This window comes from Psychrobacter sp. CCUG 69069, assembly GCF_021023115.1.
Taxonomy (GTDB): domain Bacteria; phylum Pseudomonadota; class Gammaproteobacteria; order Pseudomonadales; family Moraxellaceae; genus Psychrobacter; species Psychrobacter namhaensis.
The window spans coordinates 108,181-120,874 of the sequence record NZ_QQAI01000009.1 but is presented as its reverse complement, the minus strand read 5'-3'; the positions used below and the strand labels follow the sequence as shown (position 1 = coordinate 120,874).

Annotated in this window: 8 protein-coding genes and 1 pseudogene; 5 read left to right on the top strand and 4 right to left on the bottom strand. The window is 43.2% G+C overall.

Annotation, left to right across the window (positions count from 1 at the left end):
• Window positions 1-125: 125 nt before the first annotated feature.
• The 3 genes and pseudogenes from DVY93_RS07845 to hrpA all read left to right on the top strand — a co-directional run.
• A pseudogene (locus DVY93_RS07845) lies at window positions 126-1,427 on the top strand (SLC13 family permease); the annotation flags it as partial.
• Between the two features lie 325 nt (window positions 1,428-1,752).
• Window positions 1,753-2,070, top strand: a complete 318-nt coding sequence (locus tag DVY93_RS07840) for a hypothetical protein (protein WP_230710137.1) — start codon at window positions 1,753-1,755, stop codon at window positions 2,068-2,070.
• 234 nt (window positions 2,071-2,304) lie between these two features.
• Window positions 2,305-6,576 (top strand): ATP-dependent RNA helicase HrpA, encoded by a 4,272-nt coding sequence (hrpA, locus tag DVY93_RS07835; RefSeq protein WP_230710135.1) that lies wholly within the window; start codon window positions 2,305-2,307, stop codon window positions 6,574-6,576.
• 147 nt (window positions 6,577-6,723) lie between these two features.
• Here the strand turns inward: hrpA and DVY93_RS07830 are convergent, their stop codons facing one another.
• On the bottom strand, window positions 6,724-6,942 hold the full coding sequence (locus DVY93_RS07830) for a hypothetical protein (protein WP_193004790.1): 219 nt from the start codon (window positions 6,940-6,942) through the stop codon (window positions 6,724-6,726).
• 509 nt (window positions 6,943-7,451) lie between these two features.
• On the opposite strand from DVY93_RS07830, the gene DVY93_RS07825 reads away from it, so the two are divergent.
• Window positions 7,452-8,996, top strand: coding sequence for an alanine/glycine:cation symporter family protein (locus tag DVY93_RS07825; RefSeq protein WP_230710133.1), 1,545 nt, complete (start codon window positions 7,452-7,454; stop codon window positions 8,994-8,996).
• A 200-nt stretch (window positions 8,997-9,196) separates the two neighbouring features.
• On the opposite strand, the gene DVY93_RS07820 is transcribed toward DVY93_RS07825, so the two are convergent.
• The 3 genes from DVY93_RS07820 to DVY93_RS07810 form a co-directional block, all read right to left on the bottom strand.
• Complete coding sequence (locus tag DVY93_RS07820) at window positions 9,197-9,979, bottom strand: hypothetical protein (RefSeq protein WP_230710132.1); 783 nt, start codon at window positions 9,977-9,979, stop codon at window positions 9,197-9,199.
• A 367-nt stretch (window positions 9,980-10,346) separates the two neighbouring features.
• A complete protein-coding gene (locus DVY93_RS07815; protein WP_230710130.1) occupies window positions 10,347-10,811 on the bottom strand; it encodes a DMT family transporter in 465 nt (154 codons plus the stop codon).
• A 5-nt stretch (window positions 10,812-10,816) separates the two neighbouring features.
• Entirely contained in the window at window positions 10,817-11,251 is a 435-nt protein-coding gene (locus tag DVY93_RS07810; RefSeq protein ID WP_193004794.1) for a DMT family transporter, read from the bottom strand.
• Between the two features lie 97 nt (window positions 11,252-11,348).
• Here DVY93_RS07810 and DVY93_RS07805 point away from each other — a divergent pair, with 97 nt between their 5' ends.
• On the top strand, window positions 11,349-12,284 hold the full coding sequence (locus tag DVY93_RS07805) for a LysR family transcriptional regulator (RefSeq protein WP_230710129.1): 936 nt from the start codon (window positions 11,349-11,351) through the stop codon (window positions 12,282-12,284).
• Window positions 12,285-12,694: the final 410 nt, after the last annotated feature.

Here is a 12,694-nt window from a genome sequence, read left to right as displayed (position 1 = left end):
AAGTCATACCCTCGTCTAAGCTTTTTAGTACTTGTTTGCGAAAATCTAGGGAGTAAGTCATGGTCTTTATGATAGCAATTAGGTTTGATAATTAGTTTATAACACTTTTAAGTGGGATTGACTATAGTATGGTTATTTATAATGTATTACCATTCGACATCAATGCCAATAAGGGTCTGTCCCTGCTGTTTTTTATTGGGGTATTGTGGCTCACAGAAGCGGTACACGTGACGATTACTGCACTACTAGTAGTAGTGGTCGGGGCCTTAATTGGTATACCAGAGTTCGATGCTGAAATTGGTCTGCAAAGTTTCGCTAATCCTACTATTTATTTGTTCTTTGGTGGTTTTGCGCTGGCGGCGGCCTTGCATGTGCAGCAATTGGACAAAAAAATTGCGCTAAAGATTTTATCGATGTCAGGTGGCAAACTAAGCACAGCCGTGTTTTTGATATTTGGGGTAACGGCATTTCTATCGATGTGGATATCGAATACGGCGACTGCGGCGATGATGTTACCGCTGGCGCTTGGTATTTTGACGCAAGTTGATCGTGAAAAAGATCGTGGTACTTTTGTTTTTGTGTTATTGGGTATTGCTTACTCAGCAAGTCTTGGGGGATTGGGTACCATTGTCGGTTCACCGCCTAACGCCATCGCGGCAAAAGCACTCGACATTGCCTTTGTTGATTGGATGAAGTTTGGTGTGCCAATGATGCTGGTGTTATTGCCGCTATTATTGGGTGCAATGTACGTGTTCCTTAAACCCAACCTGAATCGTAAAATCACACTGGTTGAAGATGAGCCTATTGCTTGGAACAAACCGCGTGTGGTGACTATTATCGTCTTTATCGTCACGGCATTGAGCTGGATATTTTCCAAAAAAATTGGCGCAGCACTGGACATTACTGATACCGATGCTGTTATTGCTTTATCAGCGGCAGCGGCTGTGGTCAGTCTGGGTTTGGTATCATGGAAACAAGTCTCTGATAATACCGATTGGGGTGTCCTCATGTTGTTCGGTGGCGGTATTGCCCTGTCAACGATTTTAAAAGTATCAGGGGCGTCGTTGGTACTGGGTGAAACGGTAGCCAATGCACTGTCTGCTGCACCGCTGATTGTGGTTATGATTGCAGTATCGGCGTTTATTATATTTTTGACAGAGTTCGCTTCTAATACGGCCTCTGCCGCGCTACTTGTACCTGTATTTGCGGCTATCGCTGAGCAGATGGGTCTGCCGCATGAAGTACTGGTATTGGTCATCGGTATTGGTGCTTCTTGTGCCTTTATGCTTCCAGTTGCCACGCCGCCCAATGCTATTGTATTTGGTACTGGCCTGATTAAACAGACGGAGATGATCCGTACGGGTGTCATTCTCAATATTATCGCTACCTTTGTGGTTGGGTTGTGGGCTTATTTTTTCTTGATATAGTCTCATTAACAGCGTTATGATAAATAAACCCGATGTCTCAACCATTACGAGGCGTCGGGTTTTTTATTCGTTTTTACTTACTACTGATGTAACAAATCAGCAGTTACTTTTTAAAATAAAGACTCACCTTTTAACCTAGCCTCTCATATTGATGACAAACTTGAGGTAGATACAGAGGATATATATAACGTCAATGCTCTTATCTCAAACGGTCAGCTTTTGATTGCGCCTATTAGCCATATAGGAAATGGTGACCTTGAGATTGAAGAAGATAAAGAGTGTGTTGGATATGTGAGTATTAAGAACTTAAGGAAGTTATCATAATATGTCTTTAAACATGTACTACAAAAGCGGTATGATCCGCAAAACCCGCTGCCAAATCTCTGATGAGCTATTGCCCACCTTTTATCAGGTTCATGATAATGCGAATTTTCCACAATTGACGTGGTTAATTGACCATCTTTATGATAATCCGCAGATCCAACCTGAAAACGCTAGAGCATTAGCCAATGAGATAGTGGCATTTGAGAAATTAATACTTTCGCTACATCTTCCTTTTCCTAGGCTGCCATTGCAAAAACTACATACCTTTTTTATAGGCGCGGCCACCAGCCAACAGATTGTTTATACGAGTAGTGATTGATTTTATGATTTAAGCCACCTCTATAATAGTAACTATGTAGGTATTTGCATTGCAATCAGGTCTTTTATCGTTCTGATGGCTATAGAACTCTGGGACAGCAAAAATCAATAAGTGACCTTAGTAGATACTACAACCACCTTCTCAGTTCTAACCAAACACTATTACCAACTTGAATCACACCTAAATTACCCCCATAATCTAACCACTTCTAAATAATAAATAGCCTAAGTAAATATGCCCAATACTTCCAAGAATACAAACTTAGAAACATCTACTGTCGTTGAAAATCATGATACTGCAAAATCAGCAATAACAAATGATGAAGAAACCTCTTTAGTTGATACGACTGATTTACCAGTGCTGGCTAAAGACAGCTATTATCTAAGCCGTCTTGAGCGCGAGTTGGCGCGTGGTACTGTCGCCAAAAACAAAAAATCCAATCACGAATCTGATCAGAAAAACAATAAAACCGATGAGATACTTGCAAAAAAACGCGCGCAATATGACAAGATCAAAACCCGCTCACAACAAGCGGTGCAGGCACGTATTGAGAGTATCCCGAGCGACTTACCGGCCAAATTAAACCTTGATTTGCCGGTTAGCCAACGTGCCGATGATTTGGTACAAGCCATCATTGATAATCAAGTCATCATTGTCGCCGGTGAGACGGGCTCTGGTAAAACGACGCAGTTACCAAAGCTTGCCATGCTGGCAGGACGCGGGATCACAGGACAAATAGGGCATACGCAGCCGCGCAGATTGGCCGCGCGTAGTGTTGCCAACCGAATTGCCGAAGAGCTGGGCGAGCCATTAGGTAATACCGTCAGCTTTAAGATTCGCTTTAATGAGCAAGGGTCAGCACAATCCGTTGTTAAGCTGATGACCGATGGTATCTTGCTCGCGGAGTTGGGGCACGATCGCTTTTTAAGTAAATACGACACCATCATTATTGATGAAGCCCATGAGCGTAGCTTAAACATTGACTTTATCATGGGTTATCTCAAAAAAATGCTACCCAAGCGTCCTGATTTAAAAGTCATCATCACGTCAGCCACCCTTGATACCAAGCGTTTTAGTGAATATTTTAGCCGCTATGATGCCAAGCTAAAACGTCAGATACCTGCGCCAATCTTTAATGTTGAAGGCCGCAGCTTTCCTGTTGAAGTTCGTTATCGTCCACTCACCGATGAGCCTGTGACCAGCTCGGATGATGACAGCTATGATGATTTTGAGGATAATTTACCCCGCGCTGTGGTGGCAGCGGTCGATGAGTGTTTTAGTGACGCGCAAAACAAAGGCCATGCCGATCAAGCCGATATTTTGATATTTGCGGCGACCGAAGCTGAGATTCGCGAATTACAAGACGTGCTGGTGCGTCATGGACCCAAACACACAGAAGTACTACCACTGTTTGCTCGGCAGACGTATGAAGAGCAGCAGCGTATTTTTCAGCCGTCAGGCCGTGGTCGGCGTATTGTTATCGCCACCAACGTGGCCGAAACTGCGTTGACGGTACCGGGTATTCGCTATGTGATTGATTTGGGATTTGCGCGGATTTCACGTTACTCGTATCGCTCACGCGTGCAACGTTTGCCGATTGAAGCGATCTCACAAGCGGCGGCCAATCAACGTAAAGGTCGCTGTGGCCGTGTCGCGCCTGGCGTTTGTATTCGTCTGTATAGCGAAGAAGACTTTAGTGGCCGCCCTGAATTTACAGAGCCGGAGATTCTACGAACCAACTTAGCGTCTGTCATTCTACAGATGGCCAATCTGCGCCTCGGTAGCGTTGATGATTTTGAATTTATTGAGCCGCCAGATAGCCGCTTAGTCACGGACGGCCATAAACTGCTTGATGAACTGGGCGCGATTACAGTAAAAAACGAGTCAGCGCCTGCCAATCAAAACGCCAAGCCCAAATCGAAAAAGGGTTTAGATCACTTGCGTCTGACTCGTATCGGTCAACAAATGGCACGTATGCCTATCGATCCAAGGCTGGCACGTATGCTGGTCGCTGGCTCTGATTTTGACTGTATTCGTGAGATGCTCATTGTGGTTGCCGCGCTTGCCGTACAAGACCCACGCGAGCGCCCCGCCAATAAGCGCACGCAGGCCGATCAAAAACATGCGGTTTTTCGCCAAGATGACTCTGACTTCTTGTTTTATTTAAGTTTGTGGAAAGCGCTATTTGAAAAGGATGAAGATGGCAATAAGTTGTCTGGCAATCAGCGTAAGCAATTTGCGAAGAAAAACTATCTGAGTTTTCCGCGTGTGCGCGAATGGCATCAGACCCATCGTCAGTTGGTACAAATGGTGACTGAGCTTAAGCTGACCGATGTGAGCGATGCAAAAAATACTGATAAAGCCCATGCTAAAAATGCCTCCATTGAAGCGACAACGAGTGATCCTACGGCGATTGAAGATGAAGAGCTTCGGGCTGTTAAGTATGCTAATTTGCACCGAGCACTGTTAACGGGTTTATTGTCCATTATCGCGCATAAAACTGAAAATCGCGGTGAGTATTTAGCCGCGCGTCAACAAAAAGCCAAAATATTCCCAGCCAGTACGGTGTTTAAACAAACGCCGCCTTGGGTGATGGCGTTTGAGATGGTCGAAACATCACAAGTCTTTATGCGTACGGTGGCTAAGATTGAGCCTGAGTGGATCATCTCAGCCGCCGGTAACTTACTAAAATATCACTACTTTGAGCCGCATTGGTCGAAGAAGACAGGCCGTGTCAAAGCTTACGCCCAGATTAGTTTGTTTGGTCTCATTATTGTCAGTAAGCAGCTGACCAACTATGAGCAAGTCAACCTAAGTGAATCACGAGAAATCTTTATTCGTGATGGTCTGGTGACGGGTAATTTGGGGCGTCAAGCGCCATTTTTACAGCATAATATGGATAAAATCGCGGACATTGAGCGCATTGAAGATAAATTACGCCGCCGTGATTTATTGGTCGATGAAGAATCACTGTATCAGTTTTATGATAAAAAAATTCCGGCTCATATTGCCAGCCGTAAAGCCTTTGAAGACTGGCGTGCTGAGGTAGAAAAGACGGATACTAAGCATCTATTCTTTACTGATGAAGATGTGTTAAACAGCCAAGCTCCGACCACGGGCGAGTTTCCAGAGGTATGGAAGTTGGGTGATTTAAAATTGCCCCTGCGTTATGTATTCGATCCGGCTAGTGATGATGATGGCGTGACTATTCGGGTGCCACTTGCCGCGTTACCGCAGCTTGATGCTATCGAGCTATTGTGGGGTGTGCCCGGATGGCGCTATGAGCTGGTGCTGCAGCTGCTCAAATCATTACCGAAAGACATACGCCGTCAAATCGTCCCCATTCCTGATACGGCTGACAGCTTGTTTGACGAGCTACAGCCGGCTGGTGGTCATGGCTTGCTAAAACAGTTGTGCCAAGCGCTAAACCGTCGCGGTATTATGTCAGTGACGCCAGAGAGTTTTAATCCGGCTAGTATTGACCGTTACTTACAGCCACAAATCTGCGTAGTCGATGATAAAAATCGCATCATCGAAAAAGGCCGTGATCTACAAACGCTTCAGATTCGTCATGCTAGTGAGACCAGTCAAGCAGTGAATGAGCAGCAAGGCGTGCATACCGAATTCCCTGAGCATTTTGCCTTTAGTAAAAATCATCATAGCGCAGGCGTGGTGATGAAGCAGTTTGCGGCTCTAGTCGCTGATGAGGCAGGGGAAGCAGTGTCTATTCACCAATACACGGATGTCAATGCCGCGTTACAGGCGCACCGTGTTGGGGTATTGACCTTAATCAAAGGCAAGCTTGGGGCGAAGAAAAAACAGTTGACCAGCCAAGTTGATAAGATATTCAAATTAGCGTTTGCGCCACTTGGTGATATGGACAAGCTCAAAACTATTATCATTGATGCGACGTTAGATGCTGCGCTCGAAGAGCACTATGTGTTGTTTGATCATAGCACCGACTTGCCTGAAAGCGCCGATAGCATGGCAGTGGGCTTGGCGGAGGAGCTACCGTTTACCACTGAGGAGTATGCACAAACTTTAGAAGTGGTGGCTAGTAACTTCCTATTGACTGGTCAAGGTGTCATAAAAACGCTCAAAAACGTCTATACCCGTTGGCAACGTATACGCCAAGGGTTATTGATGCTTGATCGGGAGATCTTCGGTGAGTCTATCGAGGATATTGAAGATCAGTTAGAAGATCTGCATTTGGCTGACTTTGTTTATCGGATGGATTATAGCCATTGGCAACAATATCCACGCTATCTTGAAGCGCTAGAGATTCGTCTTGAGCGCCTTGAGCATAATCTGGATGCTGATCTTGATGGTGTCTATGCGCTGGACTTACATATGGAGCGGCTAGCAGGACGGGCGGACAAAGATGCCATCAGTGAATATCGTTGGATGGTGGAGGAATATCGTATTCAATTGTTTGCCCAGCCAATGAAAACTCGTATGGCAGTATCCCCTAAGCGCCTCAGCAAGATGTGGGATAAGGTCAGTTAAAGTAGGAAAGTATTTTGGTGCTTTTATGGTAGGTTAGAGCAGGCGTTATTCACACTGTTTTAAGCTTATGATAAAGGACCATTAGCATCTAAATGGGACAAGGGCTGGATTAGCGATTGCTGATCCAGCCCTTTTTATTTGAAAGCGTTATTGCCTGATATTTTCAGTCAGTATACCCATGCTATAAAGGATAAATGCAATCACTGTTAGTATCACAATAAAGGGTGTGAGTATCCAGATCACAGTGTTAATCAGTAACGCGGGTAACAACCCATCAAACAGTACGGTATCTGGTGTAAAAAAATCGGTCACTACATCGATTGCGTGCTTGGCAATGGGGAACAGTAAGGTACTTAACGCTAACATGTAAATGTACTTGCTAAAACCAGGATCGCTCACGAGAACTGTAAAGTAAAACACTAAGAAAAAAGTGACCCCTAATGCCCAGCACTTGAGAGTATAACTTAAATGTCTCATATTCATTCCTCACAGATCTCGTTGCGATCGCAAATAGAGAGCAGAGCAATCCAATAAATTCGAAATAGTAAATATTATATATGTTATATAACGAATATATTAAATAAGTCAACTATTTTTTACTAAAAAATTGATTATAAATGGTTTACCTACAGTTTGATGGTCTGAAAATACTTTTATAATCAATTTTGAAATAGCCTAAGTAATAATGAAAATTACAATAAATCCTTCAGTTTTATAAAAAGACACACACTGCTATAACCCATTAAACCAACAAGTTTATTAAACTTTAGTGTGATACTTTACAATTAAATGCTTATAGTTTTGATATAAAAGACATTAGACCCGACAGTACAAAATTATAAATACCGCCTTGAAAACGTTTTAGGAATACATCTATGGAAGGACTAGTTGGTACAGTAAACGGAATTATTTGGAGCTCAGCGCTAATCTATCTGTGTTTAGGAGCTGGCCTGTTTTACTCCATCATGACGCGTTTTGCGCAAGTGCGGCTATTTGGTGAAATGTTACGTTTGATATTCAAAGGGAAGGCCAGTGTTGATGGCATCTCGTCCTTTCAAGCTTTAACCTTATCTTTGGCTGGACGCGTCGGTATGGGAAACATCGCAGGGGTAGCGGCAGCCATTGGTTTTGGTGGACCAGGTGCAGTATTTTGGATGTGGGTGGTGGGTTTCTTAGGAGCTTCTACCGCCTACGTCGAATCGACACTCGCCCAGATATACAAAGAAAAAGACGTCAATACGGGCCAATACCGTGGCGGGCCTGCCTACTATTTTGAGCGTGTACTCGGCCAGCGCTGGTATGGCGTCATTTTTGCCATTGCGGCCCTGATTGCTTTAAGTATGTTCTTACCTGGTATTCAGGCGAATGGCGTGGTCAATGCCGTGACTCAGGTCGTGGGAGAAGGCGCGTCCATAAATATTTTAGGTAAAGAGGTGGGTACCACACGGTTAAGCGCACTAGCGATGATTTTGGTGGTTTTTGGCATCATTATTTTCGGTGGGGTTAAACGTATTGCTACCGTGACCGAGCTTGTGGTGCCTTTTATGGCGATCGGCTACATGGTGTTAGCCGTGATTATTATGTTAAGCAATTTCGAGATGATCCCACAGGTATTTGGACTGATTATCAGTGATGCCTTTACCGCGCAAGCAGGCTTAGGAGCAGCAATTGGCTGGGGTGTTAAACGCGGTGTGTATTCAAGTGAAGCAGGTCAAGGTACAAGCCCGCACGCAGCGGCGGCGGCGGAGGTTGACCATCCAGCGCAGCAAGGTTTGGTTCAATCATTCTCAGTCTATATCGATACTTTATTGGTCTGTTCTGCAACGGCGTTTATGATTTTGACCATGGGTACTTACAATGTCCAAGGCACACTATCTGATGGGCAATATGTGGTACAAAATGTCGTCGCTGGCACTGAGGTTAATTCACCCGCCTTTACGCAGCTGGCGATGGAGTCCTTATATGGGGCTTTTGGCAATATTTTTATCGCTATAGCTGTGTTTTTCTTTGCGTTCACTACCATTTTGGCCAACTACTATATTGCGGAAGTCAACGTTGTCTATTTAACTCGCTTCATTGGCCCTAAAGCCAATAAAGTCGGTCTATTTTTTGTGAAAATACTAATGATGGTAATGATTGCTTATGGCGCCCTCAACTCAGCAGGTTATATTTGGGCGATTGGCGATATCGGAGTGGGCCTTATTGCTTGGTTGAACATCGTCGGCATCTTAGTTATTTTCTTTATGGCACGTCCCGCTATAAAAGCGCTTAGAGATTATGAAGCGCAGCGTAAAGCAGGGGTAAAAACTTACACTTTTGATCCCATAAAAATCGGTGTTAAAAATGCCTCCTATTGGGAGGAGCGGCACTTAAAAGAAAAGCAAGCCTTAAAAGAAGAGGCGTTATACAAGCACTCTTAATAAATGTAATTGCTCCAATCGTCTGATGAGAGGTGCACTAGCGGGGGAGCTTATTTATAATCTCTCCAGCTCGCTTGGAGGTGCCCCTTCTCTTAGCCAATCTATGTCCGTTAAAAAATAAAAAACCCGTTTTAGAGGTTTGACTCCAACCTCTAAAACGGGATTGATGAACCTATAAAATTTACTAGGTAAATGACGGGCTAGCTTTCTAGCTGCTCGATCATGCTTTGATACTTTTCTTTTCTATCAGTCATCTTACGGCGTTTTTCCTCAGCATTCTCTACTGGTTCTTTAGAGTCTTCTACTTTTTTGTCAAAAGCTTCCAGCTCCGCATCTACGCCCTCTAAAAGTTTATTGAGTATTAAGGCAACCGCTTTTTCAGAAACGTCGTGGGTTACGTTAGAAGCGTCAGACTTAAACTCATCTTTAAGTTTAGAAGCCCATTGATAGATATTTGTTACCATCGCCCCGTACTTATCGTCTTTACCGGATTTGTCCTCTTTATCAGATTTACCGTTTTTATCTGACATAATTTCGTCTTTAAGCTTAGACGCCCATTGGTAAATGTTGGCTATCGTGACGCTGTTATCAGACTTATCATCTTTATCAGACTTATCATCTTTATCAGACTTATCATCTTTATCAGGCTTATCATCTTTGTCAGACTTATCATCTTTATCAGACTTATCATCTTTATCAGACTTATTGTCTTTGTCAGACTTATTGTCTTTGTCAGACTTATTGTCTTTGTCAGACTTATTGTCTTTGTCAGACTTATTGTCTTTGTCAGACTTATTGTCTTTGTCAGACTTATTGTCTTTGTCAGACTTATCGTCTTTGTTAGACTTATCATCTGTGTTAGAAGAATCGTCGTCAGAAATGACGTCATCACCTTTTAAAACTTCTACAGACGTTACCGCATCGTTGTTAGGGGTCTCTGTTGACTCATTCTCTACGTTATTATTTGGGGAATTATTTGACATATCTTATAGCCCTCTTTATGTTATTTATTGGAAGATGTCGATACTTGATACTAAGCCAGTCGCTTTTTTTATTCAGTATATTAATGTAAATATATGAGACGACAGCTTAGTTTTTCGACATTATATTTAAGAGGTTAAATATAAAAGTCAGTAATTACCACTGCTGTCATGCTTGATAGTTGGATAACTAAGTTTTTGAAATAAATGGTTTTTTATTGACAGGTGCAAGTGCTACCGTATAACTGTGCAAGCCATAGGCGCTATTTTATTTTAAATGGATTATGTGACCTTTCTTAACAGTTCTTAGGTAAAGGCGATGAATCTTTATTCAGCCTGCCACTAAGTGGCTCAGTAAGTATAGGCCATACTATTGAGCGTTTTGTGCTATAGATTTACTACTAGAGTGAATGAAGTAAAGCGCAATTGCGAGACACACTAACGCACTGATACGACTGCCTGATAGATGGATTGCTTCATTACCTAACCAGCCAAAATTATCGATTAGCACGCTCATGCACAGCTGTCCAAAGATGACTGCCACGGTTGCCACAGCAGTACCGATACGCTGTACTGCCACCACCATAATGACAATATAAGGGACGCCGCACAGCGCCCCTAGCAGCTGCCATTTTGGTACATTCATTAAGGTAACAGTATGATTGGGTTCAAAGAAGAATATAAGCAAGGATGTTACTACCGCGCCCACAGAAAAAGTGAGAAACGCACTTTTGAATACGCCAACGTTGCCGCCAAGGCGTCCATTTAACGCTGCTTGTACACTTAAGGTCGCACCGCCAATGATTGCTAGGATAACCATCAATATAAGTGTCATGTGTTTTACCCCTGAGCCATAAAAAAAAGTGCCGCAATAATGAAAAATAAAGCAATAATTCTCTTATTGTCTATTTTTCGTTCAGTGGTTCCAAATAAACCGTAGTGGTCTATGATCAAGCTCTTAGAGACTTGCCCAGCCAGAATGCCAATCATGGTCATCGCGATCCCAATAACGGGTGTCACTACCGTTAATATCACAACGTAAATAGGGCCTAAAATGCCACCAACTAGCAGTAGGGGAGGTTGTGAGAAAAATGATGGGCTGTCTCGTGGACTAAAAAACAACATTAAAAAGAAAGTCAGAGCCGCCCCAACACCAAAAATACTCAATGTCGCCCACAGCTCCCCAACTTGACTCCCTAAAGGTCCAAGTAAGCCTGCTTCCACAGACAATCCCATGCCTCCTAAAATAACAATAAGTACTAACAATATTTGCATGAAAACAACCCTAATAAGCAAGACTGGGTAGTCTACAACAGCTTCTCCCCATAAAAAACGCTACAATGTAGAAATCACCTTTGCATAAGTTGCACAAATGAACACAGTAGATAATATCAGCATAAAAACCTTACTTTTTTATATCAGCGTTTTTAATGCCCAGAGCTTTTCGGTGGTGGCTCGAAAAGAAGGGGTATCTGCTTCTAAAGTGTCACGTATCATCAAACAGTTGGAAGACTCGTTGGGGCAGCAGCTTTTTTATCGTAATACACGCGCTGTTATTCCTACCGAAGCGGGTCGTGTGTTTATGATTTATGCACACTCCATGACCGAGAGTATGAATGCCGCCCAAACGGCGCTTCAAGATAGAACGTTAGAACCGGGAGGACTAATAAGAATCAATGCACCCGTCTATTTTGGACAACGCCACATCGCACCTTGGCTACCTCAGCTTAGTACCCAATATCCTAAACTGCAGATAGAGTTGACGTTGACCGATGATTTTATTGACCCGCATCACTATGCAACAGACGTCATTTTTCGGATCGGGACATTGGACGACTCGGCTTGTCATGCGCGTATTTTTGGCACGCAAACCTATCATCTCGCCGCTTCCTCAGAGTACATAAACAAAAACGGTAAGCTGCAAACACCAGCAGATTTAATGCATCATAAATGTTTGGTTTATAAAGGCTCAACAGGACCCAATCGCTGGCTCTTTCAGGCAAAAGATGAAGAATGGGCATCTTACTTAGCACCTGCTTTACTGATGTCCAATAATGCAGAATCTTTGCTAGTGTCCGCGCTCAAAGGCATGGGGATTGTGCTTTTTCCGGATTGGTTGATCGGTGATCATCTAAAAGATGGCACGTTAGTGAAGGTACTGCCTGATTACAATGCCGCTGTGAAAACAACGCCTCAACACATCGCCGCCATTTATCCTAATACACGCCACGTTTCTCTCAATGTCAGAACGTTGATTGATTATTTCGCTCAGGTTTACGGTGAGCCACTGTATTGGCAGCTTATTTAAAACTGTGTATTTGGATAGTGATAAGTATGCTAATGACCATCAGTAGTAGCCGTGCGTTGTGTTTGGGAAGAAAAACACATAAAAATTATCAATAAGTCACTCAGTCAGCAGGGCGGCTAACTATAACGGTACTTACCAGTGTTACTGTAAGGTGCTTGAAAAAGATAAAAAACTTATTAAAAATGATTGAATAACCTTTGTTAAGCCGTCCTCTGGTTTAACAAGTCAAATTGGCAAAACCGATTTTGGACTTTTTTTAAATCATTGTGAAGCAAATAAAAATTTTATGCCTAGTGTATCAAGCGTCAAAATTTCTTGGGCAATGGGCCACAACGCCACCCGCGCCGTCCTACTATGTGGGCTGAGTGACGCATTTTTGATCACAGCTGTGCTTTGGCGGTATTGTACAA

Coding starts and splice junctions, on each gene's coding strand:
- DVY93_RS07815 (WP_230710130.1), bottom strand. CDS start 10,811: ATGACACTTATATTGATGGTTATCCTAGCAATCATTGGCGGTGCGACC.
- DVY93_RS07830 (WP_193004790.1), bottom strand. CDS start 6,942: ATGTTAGCGTTAAGTACCTTACTGTTCCCCATTGCCAAGCACGCAATC.
- DVY93_RS07825 (WP_230710133.1), top strand. CDS start 7,452: ATGGAAGGACTAGTTGGTACAGTAAACGGAATTATTTGGAGCTCAGCG.
- DVY93_RS07805 (WP_230710129.1), top strand. CDS start 11,349: ATGAACACAGTAGATAATATCAGCATAAAAACCTTACTTTTTTATATC.
- hrpA (WP_230710135.1), top strand. CDS start 2,305: ATGCCCAATACTTCCAAGAATACAAACTTAGAAACATCTACTGTCGTT.
- DVY93_RS07840 (WP_230710137.1), top strand. CDS start 1,753: ATGTCTTTAAACATGTACTACAAAAGCGGTATGATCCGCAAAACCCGC.
- DVY93_RS07820 (WP_230710132.1), bottom strand. CDS start 9,979: ATGTCAAATAATTCCCCAAATAATAACGTAGAGAATGAGTCAACAGAG.
- DVY93_RS07810 (WP_193004794.1), bottom strand. CDS start 11,251: ATGCAAATATTGTTAGTACTTATTGTTATTTTAGGAGGCATGGGATTG.